A 26,773-nucleotide genomic window follows, 5' to 3' on the forward strand; every position below is an offset into this window, starting at 1 on the left:
ACGTGTTACTCACCCGTTCGCCACTCCTCTTTTTCCGGTGGAGCAAGCTCCGGTGGAAAAAGAAGCGTACGACTTGCATGTATTAGGCACGCCGCCAGCGTTCGTCCTGAGCCAGGATCAAACTCTCATAAAAAGTTCGAACAATCTTACGATTGTTAAGCTCAATTTGTTTGCTAGCATATTGCTTGCTTGTTAAAAATGTTTGTTGTCTTGAATCGAATCAAGACGCCCTACACATTTGGTTTGTCTTACTTTGTTCAGTTTTCAAAGGTCTACTTCATCGGAAGTGTTTTTCCGATTTGTTTTTGGCTGCCGTAGCAACTTTTATATCATATCAGAGCAACAAGCGATTGTCAACTCTTTTTTAAAAGTTTTTTTCGATTTCGTTTTTCGAAATCTTTCAGCAACTCATTTATCATAACTCATCGTTTGTTATTTGTCAAGAACTTTTTTGAAGTTTTTTTCGATAGAATCAAGCTTCGCAAGCTGTTCTTTTTTAACGACTCAGTTATCTTATCATGTCGTTAGCAACATGTCAATAACTTTTTTGTTATGTTTTTGAAGAAATATTTCCTTCTGTCTTTTGGACAAGTAATAATATACCAACTAAATTTATCTTGGTCAACGAATTTTTTGTATTTTTTCAAGTTTTTTTCAATAAGCGATTATTCATTACTTTTCTTTCTTTATCGTTCGCTTTCGGCTCCATTAATGTCTGCAATATTTGATAACAGCTTTTGAACATTCGTTGTTGTTTGTTGCTTTCTATATAGCAAAAGCTGCCTAAGGAGTCCCCTAGACAGCTTTTATTTGATTATCTCATTGTTGGGAATAGTAGAACGTCCCGAATGGATTGAGCGTCAGTTAGCAGCATCACTAATCTGTCAATCCCGATACCTAGACCACCAGTTGGCGGCATACCGTATTCTAATGCTTCCAAGAAGTCTTCGTCTACACCGTGAGCTTCATCGTTCCCTAGTTCACGTTCCTTTTCTTGTGCTTCAAATCGTTCTCTTTGATCAATTGGATCGTTTAGTTCTGTAAAGGCATTAGCAAATTCGCGTCCTACGATAAACAGTTCGAATCGGTCTGTGAATCGAGGATCTTCTGGATTTTTCTTCGCTAAAGGCGAAACTTCGACTGGATGTCCGTAAACAAATGTCGGTTGTGTCAACGTTTCTTCAACAAACGTTTCAAAGAATTCATTGATAACATGTCCGACTCCCATCGCTTCTGTTACTTCTACGTTATGCTTTTCAGCTAAGGCTAATGCTTCTTCCAATGTCATTTCTTTCCAGAAATCTACACCAGTTTGTTCTTTGATCGCATCTACCATATGGATACGTTTAAAGTCGCTTTCTAAGTCAACAGCTTGTCCATCATATGTGATTTTCGCTGTCCCTAGTACTTTTTGAGCTGCGTTACGGATAATACCTTCTGTCAGATTCATTACATCATTGAAATCAGTATATGCTGTGTATGCTTCTAACATCGTAAATTCTGGATTATGCGTAGTGTCAATCCCTTCATTACGGAAAACACGACCGATTTCATAAACTTTTTCCATTCCGCCGACAATTAGTCGTTTCAAATGAAGCTCCAACGCGATACGCAAATATAAATCAATATCCAGTGCATTATGGTGCGTGATGAACGGACGAGCAGCGGCTCCACCTGCCTCATTATGCAATACTGGCGTTTCTACTTCGATATAGCCATTGCCATCTAAATAACGACGGATCTCGCTGATAATTTGGCTTCGTTTCATAAATCGGTCAAAGCTTTCGCGATTACTGATCAAATCCAAGTAGCGTTGTCTGTAGCGTTGTTCAATATTCGTCAAGCCATGGTATTTATCTGGCAGTGGACGAAGTGCTTTTGACAAAATCGTGATTTCTGAAGCTTTGATAGAAACTTCGCCTGTGTCTGTTTTCATGATTTGTCCAGTTACACCAAAGAAATCTCCAAGGTCTGCATGTTTGAATACTTCATAGGCTTCATCACCTACTTGGTCTTTTCTCACATAAATTTGAATTTGGCCTTCACGATCTTGTAGATGCGCAAATCCAGCTTTTCCTTTTCCTCGGCGAGTCATCATACGACCAGCTACACTAGCGGTCAATCCCATCTCTGCTAGTTCTTCTTTTGTTCTTGGATCAAATAGTTCATGCAATTCTTCTGAGTTGTGTGTGCGTTCAAATCTTTTTCCAAATGGATCGATTCCATCTTCACGCAATTGTTCCATTTTTTGACGACGTACAAGCATTTGATCATTTAAATCTTCTACTTGATGTTGTTGTTCCTGTGTCACAAAAGTTCCTCCATTCTCATGTTAATCTCTTTCCTATAATGCCAATGAAACACAAAAAAAGCAAGCCGAACTTGGAATTTCGGCTTGAAAATTCACGAAAAACTTAGAAATCACAACGTTTGTTTCAATAGTACTTTTTCTGCTTTTTCTACAAATTGATCCAGCAGATCATTGATTTCTTGCTGATTTTCTGTCTGATTGATTGCTACTTTCACTTTTGCTGCTCGAGGAATCCCTTTTAAATAATAAGCCGCATGTGTTCTGAATTCTCTACATGCTATTTTTTCTCCTTTGAGATCTGCTAAGCGTTGTAAATGAAGTTTAGCTGTAGCAATCTTTTCGGCTGGTGTTGGCTCAGGAATCAGTTCTCCTGTTTCTAGATAATGCTGTGTACGATGAATCATCCATGGGTTTCCCAAAGCTGCCCGGCCAATCATCACACCGTCTGCACCAACATAATCAAGCATCCGTTTTGCATCTTCGGGTGTTTTGACATCCCCGTTCCCCATAAATGGGATGGTGAGATGTTTTTTTACTTCTTTTAATATTTCCCAATCTGCTTTTCCCTCATACATCTGAACCCGCGTACGCCCGTGCATAGCGATGGCACTTGCTCCAGCTGATTGTGCTGCTAATGCATTTTCTACAGCAAAGACGTGTTCTTCATCCCAACCGATACGCATCTTGACCGTTACAGGGATATCTACTGCTGAAGAAACAGCTTTAACCATTTCGTATACTTTCTCAGGATCTAAAAGCCACTTTGCCCCTGCTTCTGCTTTGATCACTTTGTTTACTGGACAGCCCATATTGATATCTATTATATCTGCAGCTGTGTTTTCTTCGACAAATTGAGCGGCTTCAACTAGGCTGTCTTTGTTCCCGCCAAATATCTGTAAACTTAATGGATGTTCTGTTTCTTCAATGTGGAGCATCTCTAAAGTTTTTTTGTTTCTGAAATGGATACCTTGGTCACTGATCATTTCACATACGACTAAGCCTGCACCAAATTCTTTGACAGTGACTCGAAATGCTGAATTTGTTATTCCAGCCATCGGCGCAACAACGACACGATTAGGGATTTCAACATTGCCGATTTTCCATTTATGTTCCACTTAAATTCCTCCTAAGGCTTCTTTCTTCAATCCAGCTAATTCTTCTTCACTATACTTGTATTTATTGTTACAGAAAGAGCATACCGCTTCTGCTCCATGATCTTCATCTATCATTGCTTGGATTTCTTCTGCACCTAGCGCGATAATTGCTTCTGCAAATTTTTCTTTCGAACAGTCACATTTGAATTGAACAGGCATTTTTTCTAAAACGTTCAGCTCTTCTGTATCAAGCAATCCCTTCAATATTTCTTCTGGTGTCTGTCCTTCATCTAAGAGAGTAGAGATTCTTGGTGTTGTTTTTAATTGTTCCTCAATCTTGCTGATTGTTTCTTCATCGGCACCTGGCATGATTTGAATCATGAATCCACCCGCTGTCTTGATACTGTCATCAGTATTGACCAGTACACTTAGTCCAACAGCTGAAGGGATTTGTTCTGAGATAGCGAGATAGTAAGTAAAATCTTCAGCGATTTCTCCAGAAACAATTGGCGTTTGTCCAGAAAAAGGTTCTTTTAATCCTAAATCTTTTGTGACAGTAAACATCCCTTGTGTCCCAACTGCTCCTCGCACATCGATTTTACCTTCACTATTCAAAGGAAGACTGAGATGCGGATTTTTGATGTAGCCTTTCACATCTCCCTTCCCATTTGCATCTACTACGATTCCCGCTGCTGGACCATCGCCTTGGATTCGAACAGTTAGTTTATCTTCTCCTTTAAGTGTTGCACCAAGCAGCAGACTGCCCACTAATGTTCGTCCTAAAGCAGCTGAGGACGTATGCCAAGTATCATGACGTCTTTGTGCCTCCGCTACGGTATTTGTTGCTTGAACGGCGTATGCTCGTACGAATCCGTCGTGAGCAAGTGCCTTAACTAGATAATCTTTCATTTGTTATGTACTCCTTTTTCCGTTTTTAAACTCATAGTGAATCATACTAGCAACTCCTGCTTTTTTCAACTTTGGAATGCTTCTTTTAAAAATAATTCAGAATCATCTAGAAAACAGGACATCATCCTATTTACATCTTAAATAAAGAAATCTCCCGAAAACCGGTTTTTGTTCCGGTTTTCGGGAGTCCTATCAGATCAATTGACCTATATTTTTTTATTTGTATCGATCGTCTGAATGATCATCTTCTGATTGTTGAGAATCTGAATCATGCTCTGCTTTATTTTCCTCATGCAGTTCATGTTTTGCTTCTTCAAAATCACGTTTTTCTTCTGCTTGTTTTTCAGCGTCTTTTTCTTCCAAAGCACGTTTTGCTTCTTCAAAAGTTTTCGCTTCTTTTTCGCTTGGATAATCATTTGACTCAGTACCTTCAGGCATCACACCGTGTTCGAATAACGATTTGATTGCTTTGGCATCCAATGTTTCGAATTCCAGAAGTTTTTCAGCAATCAATTTATGCTGTGCACGATGAGCTTCGATGATTTCATGAGCTTTGGCATGAGCTTCCATCAAAATCTTGCGTACTTCTTGATCAATTTCGAAAGCAACTTGTTCAGAGTAAGCTTTTGTTTGACCGTAGTCGCGGCCAACGAACACTTGATGATTGCCTTCATATTGAACGGGACCTAAACGATCGCTCATTCCATATTCTGTTACCATACTTCGTGCTAAAGCTGTCGCTTGTTCAAAGTCATTGGAGGCACCAGTTGATTGGACATTGAAGATGATTTCTTCAGCTGTACGTCCACCAAGCAAGCCTACGATTTGTTCAAACATATCTTCTTTTGTCATCAAGAACTGATCTTCTTTTGGCAAAGCGATCATATATCCACCGGCGCGTCCGCGAGGGATAATCGTTACTTTGTGGACGACCCGAGCGCGACTTAACACTAATCCGACAATCGTATGACCAGCTTCGTGATAAGCAACCATTTCGCGTTCTTTTTTGCTGATTACACGATCTTTTTTAGCTGGACCTGCAATCACGCGATCTTCCGCTTCATCGATATCAGAAGCATCGATTTTCTTTTTATTTCTTCTAGCAGCTACTAGCGCCGCTTCGTTCAAGACGTTTTCCAAATCTGCTCCGGCAAACCCTGGAGTCTGTTGAGCAACAACTTTCAAGTCAACATCATCGGCCATCGGTTTATTCCGTGCATGGACACGTAAGATTGCTTCACGTCCTTTTACATCTGGACGGCCAACTAAAATTTGACGGTCAAAACGTCCGGGACGTAGTAACGCTGGATCTAGTACGTCAGAACGGTTAGTTGCAGCAATGACGATTACTCCTTCATTTCCGTCGAAACCATCCATTTCTACAAGCAATTGGTTCAATGTTTGTTCACGTTCATCATGTCCGCCGCCCATACCGGCACCACGTTGACGACCTACTGCATCAATTTCATCGATGAAAATGATAGCCGGTGCGTTTTTCTTCGCTGTTTCAAACAAATCACGAACACGGCTTGCCCCGACACCGACAAACATTTCTACGAAATCAGAACCTGAGATCGAATAAAATGGTACGCCAGCTTCTCCGGCAACAGCTTTTGCTAACAAGGTTTTACCTGTTCCTGGAGGTCCTTCTAAAAGTACACCTGCCGGGATACGGGCACCTAATTCAACAAATCGGCGAGGATCTTTCAGAAATTCAACAACTTCAACTAGTTCTTGTTTTTCTTCTTCCGCACCCGCTACATCAGAAAAACGTACGCGATTAGCTTTTTTGTCTGCTTCTTTGGCTTTTGATTTACCAAAGTTCATGACACGGCCGCCACCGCCACCACCGCCGCCTTGTTGTCCCATCATCATGTAGAAGAAAAAGATGATGATCACGATCGGCAAGAAGCTAAGCAATAACGAAACCCATACGCCGCTGCTTGATTCTTCTTTTACTGTTGTAGCAACTTTGTTTTCTTTTGCCAGTTCTGTTACTTGGCTCAATGTTGTATCATTTGGCAAAATGATTGTTGTGAAATGGGTAGTAGTCGTATCTGTTGAACCCAAGATAGCTAACCCGCCGCTGTTAGCGACTGTCTGCTGTTCCTTGTATTCACCAGTGATCTTATATACACCATTTGCAGGCTGCACTTCAAACTCTTTGATTTTGCCTGCTTGTAGTTGTTCTGTGAATTTTGAGTACTCGATATCTGACGATCGCTGGCCGTTATTACCAAAAATGAAATAAACGACCATTACCATCGCTAAGATTACGAGGACATAATACAAGGCATTTTTCATCATGCCATTGTTCTTTTTGTTCATAGTTGCCCTCCCTAAGCGTCAATTTAATTTAACAGTTTTTTATCAATCCTGACCATTCTATTGTACCATAATTTAATTGAGATACAGCATTAATTTGATTGATAAACACTAGGTTTCAATACACCGATGTACGGAAGGTTACGATATGCTTCTGCATAATCCAAGCCATAACCGACAACAAATTCATTTGGTACGTTGAACCCAACATAATCTGCTTCGATGTTTACTACTCTTCCTTCGGGTTTGTCAAGTAATGTAACGATTTTGACTGATTTTGCTTTGCGGTATTTGAAAAGATCCACTAAATAAGCAAGTGTTCTTCCGCTGTCAATGATATCTTCAACGATCAACAGATCGCGACCTTCTACATTTGTATCCAAGTCTTTGACGATTTTTACTTCCCCTGACGAGACTGTTGCATTCCCGTAGCTTGAAACATCCATGAAATCCAATTCCAAATACGTATCGATAGAACGAACGATATCTGCCATGAATGGTACCGCTCCTTTTAAGACACCTACTACTAGGGGATTGGTGTTTTGGTAAATTTCTGTTAACTCTTTGCCTAGTTCTTTGCAACGAACTTGTATCTCTTCTTGTGAGATCAAAATTCTCTCAATATCCTTTTCCAACATCAGGTTCTCCTTCCAATTGCTTCTTTTTGATATTTGTAAAGAAGTATGTAGTGTATTTTATCAGTTTCTTCACGAATACTCAAATATGAAAAGGCAAAAGGTATCAAGCTATATATATTTCTTTTGGCATCTGTAATGATCCAAGCATGCTGCCTTTGTGAATTAGGTACTTTCTGATCGATAAAATATCTAGATACTTTTTTTGTAAGTTTCTCCGTTAATTGAATACGGTCTCCTGCTTTTCTTTTTTCGACATATAGTTGCACATCGGCGGGAACCCAAATGTCATGAGAAAACAGAGACCATGAATCTGTTGCTTTGATGTCCTCTGAATGTCCAGGTTTGACCAGACCAATCCATTCTGTTTCGTTCAACTGTATCCCTTGTTCTGGAATAAGCAACAAGCGCTGATCTTCTGTCTGAGCAGTGGCTTGTTTTTCTTTTTTAGCGAGTACAACAAAATGGTACTCTCTTTTCAGTACCCAGTTGCTGCCGATGCTAAGCTGCCATTGACTTTTTTTCTGTTGCCACTGCTCTAAAATCGATGTCATTTGCTGCTCTTTCAAAATGACCCCTGTTTCTGAGAATACTTTGTCGAAGAAGGAGTGGAAAAAATAGTATCGTTCCGCTTCTTCCATTTTTTCTATCATTTCTGCTGAAAATTGAAATCGATCCTTTAACTGTTCGACTTCCTTTTCGATTAACTGCCCCATACATTTTTGAATGACTTGGTCTGCCCATTGAATCTGTTGCGAAAACTGCTGAAAATGTCTCATCACCTGGGTGTTTTCTTGTTTTAACTGAGGAACAACCAAATGGCGAAGCCGATTTCTTTGGACATCTAATAATTGGTTCGTCTGATCCTCAAAGTAAACAAGCTGTGATTCTGCTGCATAAGCATATAATTCTTCTTTACTGAAACTCAGCAATGGACGAACAAGCCTGCCCGTAGCAAATGGTTGTACTTCTTTGATTCCAGAAAAAGTACTTAACTGTCCTCCACGAATGATTTTCATCAACACCGTCTCGATTTGATCATCTCCATGATGAGCAGTCATCAACGTATCATATTGTTCTTCTTCCATCACGCGAGTGAATGCTTGATAACGAAAGTTACGGGCTGCTGTTTCTATGGCCGTTTTGGCCGGATCTTCCCAAACACTTACATATAAAGGGAGATTCTTCTTTTCACAATATGAGCGAAGATAAGCAGCTTCTTCTGCTGATTCTTCTCTCAATTGGTGATTGATATGGACGACGCCCAAAGAAAAACCGATTTGGCGTTGCGCTTGCAAAAGCAAATGGAGCAAAACCATCGAATCAACCCCACCTGATACCGCTGCTAAAATCCTTGATTCTTTTTGCCAGAATCTTTGTTCATTCCCGTGCCGAATAAATGACTGCTGCAATAGCGGTACTTTTTTACCGTCTTTTTCAACGCTCATTCTTTCCACACCCTTTCTTCCTAAAAAAAAGAGAGCGGGAAAACGTCTAAAACGACAATTAACCTGCCCTCTGTTGATACTCTGACTAAAATAGTCGCATCATCATTATTTTCAGCTTTATTAGCTGCGGCGTCCGCCACGACCACCGCGTTTTCCTTCTGTGTTTCGCTTCAATGAAGATAAGCGGTCATCGCTATCTTTCAAAAATGAACTCATCAATGAATCGAAGTCTTCTTTTTGAGCTGAAGGCTGACTGCGAGAAAAAGATTTTTTCTGTGCTGGACGATTGCGGTTGTCACGGGAATCTTTTTGTTGAAATTTTTTAGGACGGCTTTCTTCTCCAGATTCTACAGGTTGTTCCTGCGCTTTGCGGATAGATAGTCCGATTTTCCCATCATCATTTACTGAAATAACTTTGACTGTTACTTCATCTCCTACACTTAAAACATCATGGATGTCTTTTACATATCCATTTGACACTTCGCTAATATGAACTAGACCCGTTTTTCCAGCACCTAGATCAATAAACGCACCAAAATTTGTAATTCCTGATACTTTTCCTTGCAGTTTTGCTCCTACCTCGATTGACATAAAAAAAATGTTCCTCCTAATTATTTCCCTTTTTTATATTCCTGCTTATTTTGCAGTTGTAGAACTAGTTGATTGATCTGTTTCATTTGTCGAGCTGTCTGTATTTGATTCTAATATAGGATAAACTTTTTCACCGTCTTTTGAGTAAAAGAATTTACTTCTGGCAAGTTTAGCTACATATTCATCATCTTTCAGCAATGAAACATCTTGGTGCAGCTGATCAACGTCTGCGTTGACTTCTTTCATTTCAGTATTTGCTTCGACTCTCAATTCGTTCAATTGATGCATCCTTTGCATATCATGGAAAATCTGCACACCTATTATCGCGAAAATGACCAAAGCACCAACAAAAATTGCAGCCAGTCTGCGTCTTCGAAAAATCAGTTGTCGTTGTTGTTGCTGAAATTCAGCATACTTTTTCTTTGCATATTCCGTATCTAGCGCAGCGATTTTATTGCTTTTTTTCGTCACTTGGATTCGCTCCAATCTTTTTTGATTGTCTTTCTCATTATACCAATATCATGAAAGCTTGTCTAATCTATTTCTCTAGTGTTTCTGTGCGATTTTCAGAAATAATTTCGTACATTTTTTGTGCATCTTCTTTTTTGGTCGATTCATGTAATTCCGTAATTTTCACTTCCAATGTTTTGTTGCCGAACTGGACTTTCAAAATGTCGCCTACTTTGACGTCACTGGAAGATTTCGCCAATTTTCCGTTGATTTGGATCCTTCCTTTATCAGCCACTTCTTTTGCTACTGATCGTCTTTTGATGATTCGGGATATTTTTAAAAATTTGTCTAATCGCATATCTTATTCCTCACTTTTTGATTTTTTTGTTTAATCGTAGAATTTTCTTACCAAATGGCAACATGAGCCACTCTCTTACTGTAAACAGACGGAGACGAATCACTGCATAAATGAACACAGATGCGCCAACCCCAACGCCTATCACACTGACAAAAAAAGCAGTGGAACGATGAGTTACAGGACCAAACACTATATTTAATACACCATAATACAGCAGCAGGACTGCTGTCATACAAAGAAGGCTGATAATCAACTTCCGCCCAAAATGTCGTTCTTTCCAAAAAGCATTTAGCTCTTTTGTTTCGATTCGGACAAAATACCAAAGCGTCACACCTAATCCTAAAAGGGTAGACAGGCTTGCTCCGGCTGTTCCTAATAAACCAGTTAGAAAAGAAGTAGTCAATCCTTTTACCAAGAGTCCCCATCCTGCTCCTTTTAAAGAAGGGCGAAAAGAGTTCTTGCTTTGAGCAATACTTTGATAGGCTTGGATGACTGCAGTAAAAGCAATGGAAAAAACAAACAATACAAGCGCTGCATTTCCTGCATAATCTTTAAACAACGCATAATTGATATAAGGAAGCAGTAAGGCTAATCCCAAAGATGCAGCTAATGCCAAAGCGGTCGTCAATCTAAGATAGATTTTGGCTGTCTGCAAAAACTGACGATAGATCCGATTGGTCAAATGACGGGTCAATGCAGGCAGAAATGTCGCACTTAATGCGGTGGCAATCACTAAACCTAATTGAACCAAAGGCTGCCCTCGGTCATAGACCCCTTTTGCTATCTTCGCACCATATTCCGATAGACCGTAAACTTCCAAAGCATTTTTTACAAAGAAAGAGTCGATCAGCTGAAAAAAGATGAGTAATCCGCTATAAATCGAAACCAGACCGCCTTCTACTAGAAAGCGTCGGATCAAAGATTTTGGTGGCTGTTTGAATAATGGGAACCGGCGGAAGCTTAATACTCCTCCATGAATCTTTTGTTCATAGTAGTGAAGGATTCCATATGCGCATAACCCGCCAAAAACGGCTCCACTCATCGCTGCCGTCCCTGTTTGGTACACCGTCCATCCGAGCTTTCTAAAAGCAAATGCACTACAGACGATTACAGAAACACGAACGAACTGCTCAACTACTTGAGAAACTGCCGTTGGTTCCATCAAAAATCTTCCTTGAAAATTCCCTCGATAAAAAGATAAACCAGGCATCAGCAAAAAGGTAAAAGAAACTACTTGGATCAGTGGTTTCAATTGTATATCCCCCATCATCCAAGCAATCCAACTGCTAAATGAAAAGACAAACAGCCACAGAAAGACGCCTGTCCAAAACACCAAGGGATAAAGACTTTGCAAAGCTTGCTTTCGCTCGAAAGGATTCTTTCTTTCTGCAACGTACTTTGATATGAACTGCGGAAGACCTGATAAAGCTAAAGTCATTGCTATACCATAAATTGGATAAACTTGCTGATAAACATAAAAACCTTCGTCGCCGACTAAGTTTTGGAGGGGAATTCGGTAAAGGGCACTTAATACTTTTGCTATGAAAGAAGCAATCGTCAGTACAAATGCTCCTTGCATGACGCGCCGCATTTCTTTATGATCCAAATCGTTGCTCCTTCCTACGCTGACAGATATTTTTGCTCACGCAATGCTTTGACAAACTTTTGGATTTCCTGAAGCCACACTGCTTCTTCCATTTGGTTTGGAATCGTCAAGCGTATCACCATCTGTTCTTTTTCAACGCCTAGACTGGCTTTTAGTTTCGTCGCCGTTAGTGCTTCGAATAATTGTTCCACGCTATAGCGTTTCGTTCCAACTTTGCTTAGAGTAAAGACGATATGCGGCTCCTGTTTCCTTATCGTTTCCAAGAGCGCTCGATCGCCATCCATTTTAATCTGTCCGATTGTCAGGAGGTGTGCTACTTCTTCTGGGTATTCTCCAAAACGGTCGAGCAGATCATCTTCCAGTTCATCTAGCATTTCTTGCGAATCAAGTTCACGAATTCGTTTATAGATCTCGATTTTCTGCCGCTGATCTGCCACGTATGTTTCAGGTAGATATGCGTCAACACCGAGGTCGATCTCAACAGTGGTCTTCTCCACTTGACTATTCTTTCCTTGTTTACGAGACACTGCTTCGCTCAGCATTTGAGAATACATATCGAAACCGACTGCATCAATAAATCCATGTTGCTGAGCACCTAAGAGATTACCTGCACCGCGAATGGAAAGATCACGCATCGCAATTTTGAATCCAGATCCCAGTTCTGTAAAATCTTTGATTGCCTGAAGACGCTTTTCACTGACTTCATTAAGGATCTTCTGCTGCTCATACATAAAGTAAGCATATGCGACGCGGCTACTTCTTCCTACCCGTCCGCGTAATTGATATAACGTGGATAAACCCATATAATCAGCGTTCTCAACAAACAATGTATTTGCGTTCGGGATATCCACTCCTGTTTCAATGATGGTCGTAGTGACAAGAACATCATACTGACCTTCAATAAATTCAAAGAGCGTATTTTCTAATTGCGCCTCTGTCATTTGTCCATGAGCATAGCCGATCCGCGCTTCCGGAACGAGTTCTTGGATTTCTTCTACTTTTTGTTCGATCGTTTCTACTCGATTATATAAATAGAATACTTGTCCACCTCGTCCCATTTCTCGATGGATTGCTTCGCGGATAGCCCCAGGATTTTTTTCCATAACATATGTTTGGATCGGATAACGATTCGCAGGCGGTGTTTCGATTACTGAAAGATCTCGCACGCCTAGCATCGACATATGCAAAGTTCTCGGAATCGGTGTTGCTGTCAGAGTCAAAACATCCACTTGTGCACGTAACTGTTTCAATCGTTCTTTATGTTTTACACCAAAACGTTGTTCTTCGTCAATGATCAATAGACCCAAATCGCTAAATTCAATATCTTTTGACAAGATTCGATGGGTTCCTACAACAATATCAACTTGACCTGTGCGCAGTTGTTCGATGGTTTCTTTTTGTTGCTTTCTTGTTCTGAAACGACTTAATAGCCCGATATTTACGGGGAAACCTTCAAATCTTTCCAGCATCGTTTCATAGTGCTGCTGTGCCAAGATCGTTGTTGGAACTAAAAAGGCTACTTGTTTGCTTTCCTTTATCGCTTTAAAGGCCGCTCGAAGCGCTACTTCTGTTTTCCCATAACCAACATCACCTACGAGTAGTCGATCCATTGGTTTTTCTTTTTCCATATCCCGCTTGATCTCCGCTGCACTTCTCAACTGGTCGTCTGTTTCAGAATAAGGGAAAGCATTTTCAAATTCTTTTTGGTAGGCGTCATCAGGACCAAAAGCATATCCTTTTTCTGATTCTCTTGCTGCGTATAGTTTGATTAAATCGTCAGCGATATCTTCGATTTTCGAAGATACTTTTCGTTTAGTTTTCGTCCATTCACTTCCGCCTAACTTATTGATGCGAGGTGCTTTGGCTTCCGAGGCGACATATTTTTGGATCAGATTCAGTTGAGTAACAGGAATAAACAGTTTGTCGTCGTTTTGATACAAAATAGTCATATAGTCTTGGTGAACGCCATCTACTTCTAGCGTTTCCATCCCAATGTATTTCCCGATACCATGATTGGCATGGACAACGTAATCTCCTGCTTTTAACTCATTATAGCTTTTCAATCGCTCTGCGTTTGTTACTGTTTGTCGTCTCGTTTGTTTTTTCGTCGTTTTTTGGAAAATTTCTTTTTCTGTGATAGCTACTATTTTTTCTTGAGGAAGTTCAAAACCAGCCTGCAAAGCTCCTTCAACTAATTGTACCTGTCCTCTGATCAATGCATTTTTTTCTGTTTCTACTACTAATATATCTTCATCTCGAAGCATTTGTTCTGCTTTACGTATTCTGTCCTTTGTCGGAATAAAGATCACAACAGTCTGTTTTTGCTTGCGCCAACGATCCATTTCTGTTTTCAGCAATGGCATTTGTCCGAAGAACTGTTGCATCGTCCGATATTGAAAATTATGGATTGCTTGGAAACGAAGATTTCCCATCCCTTTTTGGAAGAGTGAGAAAAAGGTTGTAGTAAATTTTTCCTTTTGAACGATTCTTTGTACATCTGCTGAAAATGACTGCTCAGAAAAAACCCGCAATTCGCTGATTTTTTGAGTATGCCATTCTGCCGCTTCCCTTTCGATTTCCCGATTTGTTTCCATGATCCGCTGGTAATCATCAACGACTAGTAAACTATTTGAAGGAAAATAATCCAAGATCGTTACAAATTCTTGGTAAAGAAGATCTGAGTAGAATTTTGCTTCTTCTGTCGGGATACCTGCTTGCCAACTTGAAGTCATCTGACCGAAGTAATCTTGTAAAAACTCGCGGTCTGCTTCTTCTGTGGTCGCAGCAAGCCGTTTTTCTAGCATTTTTTGCATTTGCTCTATTCCATGTTTCAGATCCTCTGGTCCATAGACTTGTTCACTCGTTGGAGAAACCCAGATTTCTTCCGTTTTTTCGATTGAACGTTGTGTTTCTGCTTCAAAATACCGCATAGAATCTATCTCTACATCAAATAATTCTACACGAATAGGATAGTTTGTTGTTAATGGGTAAATATCGACGATGCTTCCTCGAATACTGAATTCTCCGGGTTTTGCGACCATTTCTTCTCGTACATAGCCCATCAAAGTCAATTGGCGAGGAAGATTTTCCACATCTATCTCATCACCAACATGCCAATTCAATTGCGCCTGTAGCCAAGTTTTCTTATTCGGCAGCCGCTTGTGCAAAGCTGCGACTGGCAACAAATAGATACCTGCTTTTTTTTCTTGAAGTGCGTTGAGCGTTGCGACTCTCTCGCCTCGCGCTTCGGGAGAAGAAAAGGCCATTTCAGCAGAAAGCACTTCATCCACTGGAAATAAATGGATCTGATCCTGCGGAATCACATGTTGCAGATCTTCTGCTAACTGATTGGCATAATACAAATTTGGCATCAGAATGATCATATTTTTATTTGTTTTCTTAAATGCTCGAGCAAATAGAAGCGTCTTCGCTGAGCCAGCTAATCCTGTGATTAGTTGTCTAGGCATTTTTTCTTCTAAATTGCTGATCCATTCTTTTACTTGCGGATCTTTTCCGACTAATTGAATGATATCCATTCCTTTTCCTCCTTTCTCAATTGAATTGATTCATCGCATCCACGAACGAATGCCCTTCTATGAGATATTCGACTGCTTTAACAGATTGAAATATGCTTTCTTCTATCAAAGGCTGGTTTTCTTTGCTGAAAGGACTAAGCACATGTTGGACCACTGTTTTTTTTCCTTCTGGTCTGCCAATTCCCACCTTGATTCGATCAAAGACATTCGTATTCAAATGGGAAATGATACTTTTGATACCATTATGCCCGCCGGCACTCCCCTTTTGACGGAGCCGGATCTTTCCTACTGCCAGATCCAAATCATCGTAGATGACGACTAATTCTTCTGGATAAATCCCAAAATAAGTCATTAACGGTCCGACTGCACGACCAGATTCATTCATGAATGTCTGTGGTTTGACTAGAAGGATCTTTTCTCCATTATGAAAAAATTCGGCAACTTCTGCTTCGAATGGATTTTTTTTGAAAGTAGCTTGATGTTCGCGTGCAATTTGATCCACGACCATAAAGCCGATATTGTGTTTAGTATATTGGTATTTGGTACCTGGGTTTCCTAACCCGACGATCATTTTCATTTTTGTTTTTCCACCTAATTCTAAAAACAGCACAAAAGGCTGGACTGCTAATTAGCGGTCCAGTCCATCGAGCTTTTTTTCTTTTTTATACTGTCAATGTATAGTATACCACAAAACAAAGCGTTTCGGCTAAAAGAGAATCGTTAATAAATGATAAAGAAATTAAAAATTTCTTCAAAGTTTAATGAAATAATTGATTTATAAAAATAGTGAAATAACGCACATGTAAGCTTTTACATATAATACAACCTTGTTATCTGTTATATTTTATAGCCAAATAGCGTGACATGGGGCTTGAGAAATGTTAGCATAAGCATGGGAAAAAACAAATCAATGGAAGGATTGATACTAAATGACTGCAGCTGCAGAAAAAAAAGATCATCAAAAAGTTATTCTTGTTGGAGACGGCGCCGTAGGTTCTAGCTATGCCTTTGCTCTAGTTACTCAAAATATTGCTCAAGAAGTAGGTATCGTGGATATCAATACTGCTAAAACTGAAGGAGACGCAATTGACTTGTCTCACGCTTTGGCATTTACTTCACCTAAAAAAATCTACTCTGCTACTTACGCAGACGCACATGATGCTGACTTAGTTGTTATTACAGCTGGCGCACCACAAAAACCAGGTGAAACTCGTTTAGACTTAGTAAACAAAAACTTAAAAATCAACCGCGATGTTGTCACACAAATCGTTGAATCAGGATTTAACGGTATCTTTTTAGTTGCCGCTAACCCAGTAGATATTTTGACTTACTCAACTTGGAAATTCTCAGGTTTCCCTAAAGAACGCGTTATCGGTTCAGGTACGTCTCTTGACTCTGCTCGTTTCCGTCAAGCACTTGCGGAATTAGTTGACGTTGATGCACGTAATGTCCATGCTTACATCTTAGGTGAACACGGAGATTCAGAATTCCCAGTTTGGTCACATGCAAATGTTGCCGGCTTGCAAATCTATGAATGGGTGAAAAACAACCCTGAAATCGATGAAGAAGCTATGGTTAACCTATTCTTCGGCGTACGTGACGCTGCTTACACAATTATCGAGAAAAAAGGCGCTACTTTCTATGGTATCGCAGTAGCATTAGCACGTATCACTCGTGCCATCTTAGATGATGAAAATGCTGTTCTTCCTTTATCAGTCTTCATGAATGGCGAATATGGATTGAACGACATCTACATTGGTGCACCTGCTGTTATCAACCGTCAAGGTATCCAAAAAGTAATCGAAATTCCTTTAAGCGACAGCGAACAAGACCGCATGGCTGCTTCTGCTAAACAATTAAAAGAAATTCTAGATGAAGCTTTTGCTAAACTAGACGCTGAATAATTTTTGAATATGACGGAAAACATCTAAACGGTGTTTTCCGTTTTTTTATTTTATCACTCTTCTGGTTTCTAAATTTTTTCATAAAGAAGAGATAACCTTCGTCTTTTCGTCTAAATTATGCTATCATGAGACCGTTCCACCCTAAACTTTTACTTAAGGAGTTGTCGATATGACAAGATCTTCGCATCGAAAAAAATCGAAACATGTTGCTTTGCTTTCAGCTCTTGGTGTTCTCTTAGTGCTGATTAGCTTTTATACCTATCGCAGTACATACTACACAAAACATTTTTTGCCGAATACGGAAATCAACGGAATAAATGTCAGCGATCTAACAGTCGAAAAAGCAAATGAAAAATTAAAAGAAGCTTATTCCGATAAAAAATTAGCTATTAAAGAAGATGGAAAAGTCTGGCAGGAAGTACCAAAATCTGAGCTCGGCTATAAAGATGATTTCACTTCTGAGCTTTCTCCGATCCTAAATGAACAAAACGGATGGACTTGGGGAATGACTTATGTTTCAGCAGCGGAAAAACAAGAAATCGATCCTATCAGTCAAGACCACCAGAAACTGGATACTACCGTTCAGACATTGACAACTAAACTGACTGATCTGAATAAAGACCGGACACCTACAACTGATGCAACAATTGAAAAATCAGGCGACTCTTTTGTTATCAAGCCTGAAGACAATGGAAATACCATCAACGTCGATGCTGCGGTCAAACAAATAAAAAGTGCAGTAAATTCCGGTAAAGATACGATTGAATTAACTGAGTTCAAAGAAAAACCAAAAGTAACCTCCGGAGACAGTTCACTGAAAGAACAGCTCGAATCCATGAATGCTATCGCAAAAGTAAAAGCTACTTACAGTATAAACGGTGAGACTTTCCAGATTCCATCAAGTGATATCATGAGCTGGCTGACCTACGACGGAAAAGTCGATTTAGATACAGAACAAGTACGTCAATATGTAACAGATTTAGGCACAAAGTATAACACAAGTACGAATGACACAAAATTTAAAAGTACAAAAAGAGGAGAAGTTACGGTCCCAGTTGGCACTTACAGCTGGACGATCCAAACAGATAGCGAGACAGAAGCGTTGAAAAAAGCTATTCTGACAGGCCAAGACTTTACTCGTTCTCCGATTGTGCAAGGTGGCACAACCGCTGATCATCCATTGATCGAAGATACGTATATCGAAGTTGATCTAGAGAACCAGCATATGTGGTATTATAAAGACGGAAAAGTAGCCCTTGAAACAGATATCGTTTCCGGAAAGCCATCTACACCTACACCTGCTGGGGTCTTCTATGTTTGGAATAAAGAAGAAGATGCAACTTTAAAAGGAACAAATGACGACGGAACGCCTTACGAGAGTCCAGTAAATTACTGGATGCCGATTGACTGGACAGGTGTTGGTATCCACGATTCTGACTGGCAACCTGAATACGGCGGAGATTTATGGAAAACCCGCGGTTCACATGGCTGTATCAACACTCCGCCAAGTGTAATGAAGGAATTATTCGGGATGGTCGAAAAAGGAACACCAGTATTGGTCTTCTAACAAAAAAGAATTGATAAAAAGAACGCACCTGTACGAATCGTACAGGTGCGTTCTTACTTATTATCTCAACTAGGCGCTTTCTTACATTTCAGCAGCAGTAAAGACTTCTGAGACATCATCATCGTCCTCTAGCTTATCTACTAGACGTTCCAATTGCTCCCGTTGTTCCTCATTTAAATCGATCGTCGTTTGTGGGATCATCGTCAATTCTGCTTGCGCTAAAGTGAACTCTTTTTCCAGCTCATCTCGTACAGCAGCAAAATCTTCTGGTGCAGTATAAATCTCGAACACTTCAGGAGAAGTTTGCAGATCTTCTGCCCCCGCCTCTAATACATCTTCAAACATCGTCTCTTCATCAACAGCCAACCCATCGCGTTCAATGACGATATACCCTTTGCGATCAAACAAGTAACTGACTGAACCCGTTTCTCCCTGTGACCCGCCGTTTCGAGTAAAAGCTACTCGGACATTTGTCGCTGTCCGATTACGATTATCCGTCAACGCATGGACTAAGATTCCTACTCCACCCGGACCATATCCTTCATACGTGATTTCATCGTAATTTGTTTCATCTACGGCACTGGTAGCCTTTTTAATCGCCCGTTCTACATTGTCGTTTGGCATATTTGCAGCTTTTGCTTTGTCCACAACAAGCCGCAGAGCTGGGTTCATGGATGGATCAGGACCGCCTGCTTTAGCTGCCATATAGATTTCACGAGAAAGTTTCTGAAAGACTTTTCCTCGTTTCGCATCTTGGGCATTTTTTCTTCCTTGGATATTATGCCACTTACTATGTCCTGACATGATTTTTCCTCCCTTGTTCTTTTGAGAATACACTTCTATTCTAGTACTATTTCACAAAAAAACAAAGCCACAGCCAATCTATAAACGCTTCTTGAATGCCGCAAAAAGCACACATAATACCACAGCAGTCAGAGCACCGATCGAATCCAACATGACATCTTGGAACATAGGCGTTCTTCCACCGGTCATCATCTGATGGAATTCGTCCAAACCTGCGTATCCTGTTGCTGAAAGCCAAGCAAGGATCGCTGTCAGCCACCAAATTTTTAGTTTAGGGAAAACACCTAAAAACAAGCTGCCACCCAAAACAAAATAAGTACCAAAATGTGCGCCTTTTCTTAAAAAGAACTCTACAAATTTGGCGTAGCCCAGATGGTCGATACTCACGATACTTCCACCATAATTAAAACGTATACCTGCTAATGTGTCCTTAAATGGCTGATTAGGAAGCCAGCTTTCTAATCGCGAAACTTGTGATTGCTGTCCGTAAGTTTGAGAAGAACTGTAAAATAAGATGGCAACGACTATAAGTGCGATCACTAAATAAATATTTCCGTTTTTCAGTTGTTTTTTTGAAGAATTCATAAGTCACCTCTGTATTTATCTTAGACTTTTTTTGAAGAAACAACAATCATTTTCATAGAGACTTCTTCTATAAAAAAGTGCTATACTTAATTTTGTATTACAATATGAAGGGAGTTTTTTCATGAGTTATTCATTAAATTGGGATCTAGATTCTATTTTCCCCGGAGGAAGCCATTCTGATGCTTTGAATCAACGGATGAAGCAATTGGAAGACCAAACGAACGAATATTATCAACGTGTAACAAAATGGTCACCTAGTTCTGACAAGGCAGAGCAGCTAAACGCGATTCTTCAATTGCAAGAAACGATTACGAACGGCTTTACCCAATGCAACAGCTATATTACTGCATTGCTTTCTGCCAATGTCAATGATTCAGATGCAAAGATCTTATCAGGTAAGCTTTACGCCTTGCTTCCTCGTCTACAATCAGCCGAAACAGTATTGTCGAAGAAATTTGCAGAAATATCTGACAATGATTGGAATCAGATGCTTTCCCATGGTTCGTTTGAAACAATCGCGTTTCGTTTAAACGAGATCCGTCGTGACGGTTCACAATTATTATCAGAAGCTGAAGAGAACATTATCAACACGCTCTCATTAGATGGTCTAAATGCCTGGAGCAGTCATTATGATACGATTGTAGCCAGCATTTCGATTCCCTTCGAACAAGATGGTCAAGTTGTCGAATTATCTGCTGGCCAAGCCTTCAATAAGATGATGGGCGATCCAGATCCAAAAGTCAGAGAAACACTTTTCGCAGCATGGGAAAAAGCATGGAAAGAAAAGGCTCCCCTCTTCACAGATACTTTGAATCATTTAGATGGTTTCAGACTTTCTAACTATGAACTTCATGGCATCACAGATTTTCTGCAAAAACCATTAGAATACAACCGTTTGAAAAAAGAAACATTGTCTGTCATGTGGGAGACGATCCAAAAAAACAAACAACCCCTTGTTGATTACTTGACTAGAAAATCCAATCTTTTCGGTAAAGAAAAAATGGAATGGCAGGATCAAGATGCACCTATTATTTTAGGCGATTTGAAAGAAAAAACCTTTAGTTTTGACGAAGCAGCTGCATTTATTATCGAAAACTTTAATAAATTCAGTCCAAAAATGGCTAAATTCGCACAATCTGCTTTTGAAAAGAGCTGGATCGAAGCAGAAGATCGTCCTGGAAAACGTCCTGGTGGCTATTGTACTGAGTTACCAGAAACAAAAGAATCAAGGATCTTTATGACCTACAGCAATTCTGTTAATGAGGTTGCGACACTTGCTCATGAATTGGGTCATGCTTTCCATAGCAGCACGATGTGGGACTTGCCTTCTTTAAATCGCGAATACGCAATGAATGTCGCAGAAACAGCAAGTACATTCGCAGAACTGATTGTAGCCGATGCTACATTAAAAGCCGCAAAAACAAAAGAAGAAAAAATCAATTTGCTAGATACAAAACTGCAAAATGCTTTAGCTATGTTCATGAATATCCATTCTCGATTCATTTTTGAGAATCGATTCTATGAAGCACGGCAAGAAGGATTAGTCTCAGAAGATAAGATCACAGAGATGATGGTTGAAGCACAAAAAGAAGGCTACCAAGGAGCTTTAGCCACTTATCATCCATATTTCTGGGCTGCAAAATTACATTTCTTTATTGATGACGTACCGTTTTATAACTTCCCATACACCTTTGGCTACCTGTTTAGTTTAGGCATTTATGCTTACGCTAATCAAAAAGGGGCAAATTTCGAAGAAGAATATATCCATTTACTACGTGATACTGCTTCAATGACGACGGAAGAGCTTGCAAAGAAACATTTGAATGTCGATCTCACTCAACCAAATTTTTGGCAAGCAGGTATCGATATGGTGATGGAAGATATCCAAACGTTCATGGAATTGACAGAAGAATTCATCTGATTTCTATTTTCTCTTAATAAAAAAAGAGTTAGCCCTTTTCTGGACTAACTCTTTTTGATTAATCATTCTTACATGCTGACAGCAAAGTCAGGTGCAAACCATTGAACTGAACCAACTTTTACGCTTTCGCCTGGTTGAGGAGCATGGATATATTGTCCTCCGCCTAAAGCAATCGCTACGTGGTAAGTTCCGCCTGGTGAACCCCAGAATAATAAGTCTCCAGCTTTTGCTTGAGAAACTGAGATTTTTGTTCCAGCTGATTCTTGAGGAACTGTCCAACCACCAATGTCACGACCAGTTACTTGCAAGTAAACATAGCGTGTGAATCCTGAGCAGTCAAATCCACTTGGATCTTTACCGCCCCAAACATATGGAGTACCGATATATTTGTAAGCTTCTGCTACGATTGCTGCACCATTCACACTTCCAGAAGGTGTTGGTGTTGGTGTTGTATTAGTTGTGTTATTAGTTGCATTACTACCAGTACTGTTCCCAGGATCAACACTTTGATCTGTTGATGGTGTTGTAGGCGCAGGTGTTGTTGATTCTTCTGTTGAAGATTCAGGTACAGTTGTTGACTCTTCTGTTGTTGAAGATTCAGGTACAGTTGTTGACTCTTCTGTTGTTGAAGATTCAGGCACTGTTGTTGATTCTTCTGTTGTTGAAGATTCAGGCGCTGTTGTTGATTCTTCTGTTGTTGAAGATTCAGGCACTGTTGTTGATTCTTCTGTTGTTGAAGATTCAGGCGCTGTTGTTGATTCTTCTGTTGTTGAAGATTGAGCAGCTGATGATGATTCTTCAGTCGTTGAAGATTGAGCAGCTGATGATTCTTCTGTTGCTGAGCTTTGTGCAGCTGATGAAGCTTGAGTAGCTTGTGCTTCAGCTTCTGCTTGTTCGCGTGCTTCTTTTTCAGCTTTTTCTTGTGCTGCTTGTTGACGTGCTTGTTCTGCTAGACGTTGTTGTTCACGAATGCGTGCTTGTTCTGCTTCAGCTTCTGCTTTTTGGCGGTTCAAGTCAGCTTTCTTGTCTTCAGCAGTTGCTTGTTCAGCAGCTAATGAAGTTTTCAGTACGTTCAAATCAGCTTGTTTAGATAAAAGATCGCCTTTTTGAGATTCCAAAGCAGCTTGGTTTTCAGCTAATTCTTTTAGTTTAGCATCGTTTTCAGCTTTTTTGTCTTCTACAGCTTTTTTATCTTGTTTTTGTTGTTCCATCAAGTCGTTGTTTGCTTTTACCATCGTTGTCATTGCTTGAACGCGTCCGATAGCATCTGCTAATGAATCAGCATTCAATACAGCGTCAATATAGTTTGAGCTTGTATTGCTTACTTGTGCTTCACGTGCTTGTTTTTGGATTGTATCTTCACGTTTTTCAATACGTTCTTGTAAATCTGCAATATCTTTTACTAATTGTGCAGATTCTTGACGCAATGTGTCTTGTTTTGCTAATAGATCTTGTGCTTGTGTGTTGATTTCAGAAACTTGGCTTTCTAGGGCATCGATTTGTGATTGTGCATCTGCTTGTTGGTTTTTCAAGTCTGCAATCTTTTGATCTTGTTGTTGTATCTGAGAATCAAAATCGTCCGCCGCGGCAGCGATCGGTGATGCTACGGCAGTCAAGGTCATTGAACATACCATTACTGCTGATATTAAACTCTTTTTCACTCTTCATTCCTCCGACTGGCTTAATTTAATAAATATCTAAATATATTTAAGTCTTTCTTAACGATATAAAAATTGTACCATAGCAGTATGTCAGCGATATAATAGTTATGTTACAAAAATGTTTCAAAACAACCTCTAAAAATGACAAAACTGTTCGTTTCAGAAAATGATCATGAAAAAGGCATGCTAAGACGGGCTTTTTTTAAGATAACAACAATTCTTTTTTGCTTTCAGAGGAAAAACAAAAAAAGAAATTATTCATCACTGAATAATTTCTTAAATGGAAAAATGAATAATACAAAAATAATCATGTTCAACAGCAGTGTAGGCCCTAAGAACCTTGTAATAAAATACGTGTTATTTACTACTGCTAGTTTAAAAATCAATTGGACCACCATCGTAAACAGTTCATACCCCGTGACAAAGATAATCATACTGAAAAGTTCAGTAAAGATGTTGACGTGGATGACATCTTTCATTACGTACATCAACCATACGATCAAAGGGAGAGCTACGGCATAGATACCGATAACACCGATATAGTAAACATCATAGACTGCACCGAGAACAATCGTGGTGATTAGCAAATAGCGTTTTTCAAATGCCATACTGCAACATAACAATGCCAAGATCAGAAAGTGGGCATTTGACATATAACTGCCTTTCGACCACTCTCCTAGCATTCTTGTTAAATGGCCATCTATCAACATCAAAAAGAAAAGAACGATTGGCAGATAGTACTTCATTGTTTCTTTTTTCAACATGGACTAATCCTCCGCTAGCCGTTGGACAATCGTCACAACTGACACATCATACATTTCTGCATAAGGTTTCACATAAACTTCCCGATCCAGGCCATAACTGTCTGGTTTCGTTTTGATAACCGTACCGATCGGCAAGTTAGCTGGAGAATTTCCTCCAAGACCGGATGTCTGAACAACATCCCCTTCTTTGATATCCGTATCACCAGTCAATTGGGTCACCACTAATGCATGGAGTTTTTCATCATAGTTTTTAAGCAAACCGAATGCTTCGCCATTAGCCGAAGATACCCGTACTGGAAAATGATTGGAGCTTTCGTTAGAGGATGACAGTAATTCGATTTTAGACGAAGCTGTATTGACTTCGATCACTCGGCCGATCAATCCTTTTTGCGACATGACTGCCATATTTGCTTCGATACCGTCTTTAGAACCCTTGTCTACGATCAGCATGTCCTGCCAGCTATCTGGTGAACGAGTAATGACATTTGCCGTTACTTTTTCGTAACTCGTCAGCGTCTGGTTCAAATCAAGTTCTTTTTTCAAAGATTCGATTTCTCTCTCGTAATTCTTGTTTTGCTGTGCAACGTCATCATAGCTATCGATTTTTTCTTTTAACCGCTCATTTTCGGCATAAGTTGAAAAAAGATTATGGACAGAATCTACTCCGTTTCGCACCCACCGTACTGGGGCAGAGATTGTTTTATCAACCATTGCAACACTGTCATTAACGATGGATTGGAAGAAATTAGGCTTTCCTTCATTCGCTCGCTGTGCAGCGGTCACACTTAGTATCGTCACCACGATGATAACAATAACCAAGGTAATAATAATATTTTTATTAGGATTGAACTTCTTCACAAAGACACCTCGAATTAATTAGACTCTTGTGTTCAATTTTATCACTAAATGCCGGGAAACAAAAGGCAAGTTGCTCCTCTTAAGCTTTTTTTTAGTAAATAATAGATTCTGTCATTTTTAGCCTGAAAGACAAAACTTTTCCTTTTGTTCATTGGTCAGTCTTTGCTTTGAATAACTGCAATCATACCATCTGAAAAAGAAAATTCAGCGGTATCTGAAAGAAACTCGTTACTTGCATAAGATGTCGGGTATTCAACTGCTTTATTTTCCAATACATACTTACTGCCTTTCAATGTAAGAGCCGAGACGGGCGTCAAACAGCAATAAGCTAGATACTTCATACTTGGAATCTGTCTTACTATATGCTTTCCAGGCAAATAATAAGCCAAATAATTTTGACGATCTCTAATAATAAGCTGATGGGCAAACGGTTTGAATCGAGGTTCCAGACCTAACCAGAGATTGGCTAAAAGATGATCCAATCTTCCGCCTGTGGCGCCGATCAAAGTGACTTCAGCTTGCGGATAACGTTCAAATGTCTTTAAGATCCCCAATTGTGTATCTGTATCGTCTTTTTCTGCGGGTGAACGGGCATACTCTTTGGCTTTTGCAAATACTTCCTCCTGCTCTTCGTTCGACAATGAATCAAAATCACCTACTGCCAGATCTACTGGGTAGCCTGCTTGAAGCAGATACAGCGCACCACGATCTATTCCGATATAGGCATCGTATTTGGTCAGTAGAGGCTGCGGCCAGTTTTCCGGATTACCTCCAGCAGCTAATAAAATTTTCATTTAATCTAATGCCTCTTTTAACCGTTCGATTTGTCCGACTGGATTTTCGGCTCCATAGATATATGATCCTGCAACAAAGACATCCGCCCCTGCATCTTTACAGATTTTTGCTGTTTCTGGAACGATTCCGCCATCTACTTCGATTGCATAAGACCAATTGTTCTCTTTACGTAGATCAGCGAGTTCTGTGATTTTTTCTACCGTTTCTTCAATAAAGCTTTGTCCGCCAAACCCAGGATTGACAGTCATGACCAGCACTTGATTAGCCAAAGGCAAAACATGTTTGATCATGGAGACTGGTGTCCCCGGATTAATAACTACTCCAGCTTTGACACCTAAGCTTTTTGTCATTTGGAGTGCCCGATGGATATGAGGAGTTGCTTCTACATGAACAGTAATGATATCTGCTCCAGCTTTCGCAAATGCTGGAATGTAATTTTCCGGATCAACGATCATCAGATGGACGTCTAGCGGTAATTTAGTGACAGGTCGGATTGCCTGAACAATATTTGGCCCTAATGTGATATTTGGGACAAATTGGCCATCCATGACATCTACGTGGATGTAATCTGCGCCTCCTTTTTCTACTAACTCAATATCTCTTTGCAAATTGGCAAAATCTGCGCTCAAAATGGATGGTGCTATTTTCATT

At 39.9% G+C, this 26,773-nt stretch carries 22 protein-coding genes and 1 rRNA gene; 3 read left to right on the forward strand and 20 right to left on the reverse strand.

Features of this window, described 5'->3' with window-relative positions; genetic code table 11:
• The 13 genes from KFO35_RS01115 to pth all read right to left on the reverse strand — a co-directional run.
• A 16S ribosomal RNA gene (locus KFO35_RS01115) occupies positions 1–133 on the reverse strand; the annotation flags it as partial.
• A gap of 681 nt (positions 134–814) precedes the next feature.
• A complete protein-coding gene (lysS, locus tag KFO35_RS01120; RefSeq protein ID WP_002290948.1) occupies positions 815–2,311 on the reverse strand; it encodes a lysine--tRNA ligase in 1,497 nt (498 codons plus the stop codon).
• A 110-nt stretch (positions 2,312–2,421) separates the two neighbouring features.
• Positions 2,422–3,426, reverse strand: a complete 1,005-nt coding sequence (gene dusB, locus KFO35_RS01125) for a tRNA dihydrouridine synthase DusB (RefSeq protein WP_002315909.1) — start codon at positions 3,424–3,426, stop codon at positions 2,422–2,424.
• The gene (hslO, locus tag KFO35_RS01130) at positions 3,427–4,314 is read right to left on the reverse strand and encodes an Hsp33 family molecular chaperone HslO (protein WP_002310401.1); all 888 of its coding nucleotides are present in this window, start codon (positions 4,312–4,314) and stop codon (positions 3,427–3,429) included.
• 216 nt (positions 4,315–4,530) lie between these two features.
• The gene (gene ftsH, locus KFO35_RS01135; RefSeq protein ID WP_002290943.1) at positions 4,531–6,642 is read right to left on the reverse strand and encodes an ATP-dependent zinc metalloprotease FtsH; all 2,112 of its coding nucleotides are present in this window, start codon (positions 6,640–6,642) and stop codon (positions 4,531–4,533) included.
• Between the two features lie 89 nt (positions 6,643–6,731).
• Entirely contained in the window at positions 6,732–7,277 is a 546-nt protein-coding gene (gene hpt, locus KFO35_RS01140; RefSeq protein ID WP_002287415.1) for a hypoxanthine phosphoribosyltransferase, read from the reverse strand.
• Positions 7,277–8,722 (reverse strand): tRNA lysidine(34) synthetase TilS, encoded by a 1,446-nt coding sequence (gene tilS / locus KFO35_RS01145; RefSeq protein WP_002315908.1) that lies wholly within the window; start codon positions 8,720–8,722, stop codon positions 7,277–7,279. Before tilS ends, hpt begins: the two co-directional genes overlap by 1 nt.
• Positions 8,723–8,842: 120 nt before the next feature.
• A complete protein-coding gene (locus tag KFO35_RS01150) occupies positions 8,843–9,313 on the reverse strand; it encodes a S1 domain-containing RNA-binding protein (protein ID WP_002290937.1) in 471 nt (156 codons plus the stop codon).
• Positions 9,314–9,358: 45 nt separating this feature from the next.
• The gene (locus KFO35_RS01155; protein WP_002287409.1) at positions 9,359–9,784 is read right to left on the reverse strand and encodes an FtsB family cell division protein; all 426 of its coding nucleotides are present in this window, start codon (positions 9,782–9,784) and stop codon (positions 9,359–9,361) included.
• 67 nt (positions 9,785–9,851) lie between these two features.
• Positions 9,852–10,121, reverse strand: a complete 270-nt coding sequence (locus KFO35_RS01160; protein ID WP_002287407.1) for an RNA-binding S4 domain-containing protein — start codon at positions 10,119–10,121, stop codon at positions 9,852–9,854.
• Between the two features lie 10 nt (positions 10,122–10,131).
• Positions 10,132–11,727 carry a putative polysaccharide biosynthesis protein gene (locus KFO35_RS01165; protein ID WP_002290933.1) on the reverse strand — a complete coding sequence of 532 codons (1,596 nt, stop codon included), beginning with the start codon at positions 11,725–11,727 and terminating at the stop codon, positions 10,132–10,134.
• A 14-nt stretch (positions 11,728–11,741) separates the two neighbouring features.
• Positions 11,742–15,263: a transcription-repair coupling factor gene (gene mfd / locus KFO35_RS01170; RefSeq protein ID WP_156272006.1), complete on the reverse strand. Its 3,522-nt coding sequence runs from the start codon at positions 15,261–15,263 to the stop codon at positions 11,742–11,744.
• 16 nt (positions 15,264–15,279) lie between these two features.
• Positions 15,280–15,840, reverse strand: coding sequence for an aminoacyl-tRNA hydrolase (gene pth, locus KFO35_RS01175; RefSeq protein ID WP_002315906.1), 561 nt, complete (start codon positions 15,838–15,840; stop codon positions 15,280–15,282).
• A gap of 352 nt (positions 15,841–16,192) precedes the next feature.
• On the opposite strand from pth, the gene KFO35_RS01180 reads away from it, so the two are divergent.
• Positions 16,193–17,167, forward strand: a complete 975-nt coding sequence (locus KFO35_RS01180) for an L-lactate dehydrogenase (protein WP_002287399.1) — start codon at positions 16,193–16,195, stop codon at positions 17,165–17,167.
• Positions 17,168–17,336: 169 nt separating this feature from the next.
• Positions 17,337–18,734: a L,D-transpeptidase family protein gene (locus tag KFO35_RS01185; RefSeq protein ID WP_002315905.1), complete on the forward strand. Its 1,398-nt coding sequence runs from the start codon at positions 17,337–17,339 to the stop codon at positions 18,732–18,734.
• Positions 18,735–18,815: 81 nt separating this feature from the next.
• Here KFO35_RS01185 and KFO35_RS01190 read toward each other — a convergent pair whose 3' ends face one another.
• Both KFO35_RS01190 and KFO35_RS01195 read right to left on the reverse strand, forming a co-directional pair.
• Entirely contained in the window at positions 18,816–19,538 is a 723-nt protein-coding gene (locus KFO35_RS01190; protein WP_156272008.1) for a YebC/PmpR family DNA-binding transcriptional regulator, read from the reverse strand.
• Positions 19,539–19,616: 78 nt separating this feature from the next.
• Positions 19,617–20,123 (reverse strand): VanZ family protein, encoded by a 507-nt coding sequence (locus KFO35_RS01195; protein WP_002315904.1) that lies wholly within the window; start codon positions 20,121–20,123, stop codon positions 19,617–19,619.
• A gap of 121 nt (positions 20,124–20,244) precedes the next feature.
• Between KFO35_RS01195 and KFO35_RS01200 the strand changes: the two genes are divergently transcribed.
• Complete coding sequence (locus tag KFO35_RS01200; protein WP_002315903.1) at positions 20,245–22,044, forward strand: M3 family oligoendopeptidase; 1,800 nt, start codon at positions 20,245–20,247, stop codon at positions 22,042–22,044.
• Between the two features lie 68 nt (positions 22,045–22,112).
• Here KFO35_RS01200 and KFO35_RS01205 read toward each other — a convergent pair whose 3' ends face one another.
• The 5 genes from KFO35_RS01205 to rpe all read right to left on the reverse strand — a co-directional run bounded on the left by KFO35_RS01205 (position 22,113) and on the right by rpe (position 26,772).
• Entirely contained in the window at positions 22,113–23,705 is a 1,593-nt protein-coding gene (locus tag KFO35_RS01205; protein WP_070704641.1) for a C40 family peptidase, read from the reverse strand.
• A 254-nt stretch (positions 23,706–23,959) separates the two neighbouring features.
• On the reverse strand, positions 23,960–24,469 hold the full coding sequence (gene mreD, locus KFO35_RS01210; protein WP_156272010.1) for a rod shape-determining protein MreD: 510 nt from the start codon (positions 24,467–24,469) through the stop codon (positions 23,960–23,962).
• A gap of 3 nt (positions 24,470–24,472) precedes the next feature.
• Positions 24,473–25,327 carry a rod shape-determining protein MreC gene (gene mreC / locus KFO35_RS01215; protein ID WP_002293051.1) on the reverse strand — a complete coding sequence of 285 codons (855 nt, stop codon included), beginning with the start codon at positions 25,325–25,327 and terminating at the stop codon, positions 24,473–24,475.
• Positions 25,328–25,482: 155 nt separating this feature from the next.
• Entirely contained in the window at positions 25,483–26,121 is a 639-nt protein-coding gene (locus KFO35_RS01220) for a thiamine diphosphokinase (RefSeq protein ID WP_156272012.1), read from the reverse strand.
• A complete protein-coding gene (gene rpe, locus KFO35_RS01225) occupies positions 26,122–26,772 on the reverse strand; it encodes a ribulose-phosphate 3-epimerase (protein ID WP_002315898.1) in 651 nt (216 codons plus the stop codon).
• Between the last annotated feature and the right edge of the window lies 1 nt (position 26,773).

Source organism: Enterococcus lactis (genome assembly GCF_015751045.1).
Classification (GTDB): Bacteria; Bacillota; Bacilli; order Lactobacillales; family Enterococcaceae; genus Enterococcus_B; species Enterococcus_B lactis.

Bases quoted from the DNA above. Each gene is read 5' to 3' on its own strand.
- KFO35_RS01185 (WP_002315905.1), top strand. From the start codon at position 17,337: ATGACAAGATCTTCGCATCGAAAAAAATCGAAACATGTTGCTTTGCTT.
- hslO (WP_002310401.1), bottom strand. From the start codon at position 4,314: ATGAAAGATTATCTAGTTAAGGCACTTGCTCACGACGGATTCGTACGA.
- KFO35_RS01150 (WP_002290937.1), bottom strand. From the start codon at position 9,313: ATGTCAATCGAGGTAGGAGCAAAACTGCAAGGAAAAGTATCAGGAATT.
- KFO35_RS01190 (WP_156272008.1), bottom strand. From the start codon at position 19,538: ATGTCAGGACATAGTAAGTGGCATAATATCCAAGGAAGAAAAAATGCC.
- rpe (WP_002315898.1), bottom strand. From the start codon at position 26,772: ATGAAAATAGCACCATCCATTTTGAGCGCAGATTTTGCCAATTTGCAA.
- mreD (WP_156272010.1), bottom strand. From the start codon at position 24,469: ATGTTGAAAAAAGAAACAATGAAGTACTATCTGCCAATCGTTCTTTTC.
- KFO35_RS01200 (WP_002315903.1), top strand. From the start codon at position 20,245: ATGAGTTATTCATTAAATTGGGATCTAGATTCTATTTTCCCCGGAGGA.
- pth (WP_002315906.1), bottom strand. From the start codon at position 15,840: ATGAAAATGATCGTCGGGTTAGGAAACCCAGGTACCAAATACCAATAT.
- hpt (WP_002287415.1), bottom strand. From the start codon at position 7,277: ATGTTGGAAAAGGATATTGAGAGAATTTTGATCTCACAAGAAGAGATA.
- KFO35_RS01220 (WP_156272012.1), bottom strand. From the start codon at position 26,121: ATGAAAATTTTATTAGCTGCTGGAGGTAATCCGGAAAACTGGCCGCAG.
- ftsH (WP_002290943.1), bottom strand. From the start codon at position 6,642: ATGAACAAAAAGAACAATGGCATGATGAAAAATGCCTTGTATTATGTC.
- mfd (WP_156272006.1), bottom strand. From the start codon at position 15,263: ATGGATATCATTCAATTAGTCGGAAAAGATCCGCAAGTAAAAGAATGG.
- KFO35_RS01160 (WP_002287407.1), bottom strand. From the start codon at position 10,121: ATGCGATTAGACAAATTTTTAAAAATATCCCGAATCATCAAAAGACGA.
- KFO35_RS01195 (WP_002315904.1), bottom strand. From the start codon at position 20,123: ATGAATTCTTCAAAAAAACAACTGAAAAACGGAAATATTTATTTAGTG.
- KFO35_RS01180 (WP_002287399.1), top strand. From the start codon at position 16,193: ATGACTGCAGCTGCAGAAAAAAAAGATCATCAAAAAGTTATTCTTGTT.
- tilS (WP_002315908.1), bottom strand. From the start codon at position 8,722: ATGAGCGTTGAAAAAGACGGTAAAAAAGTACCGCTATTGCAGCAGTCA.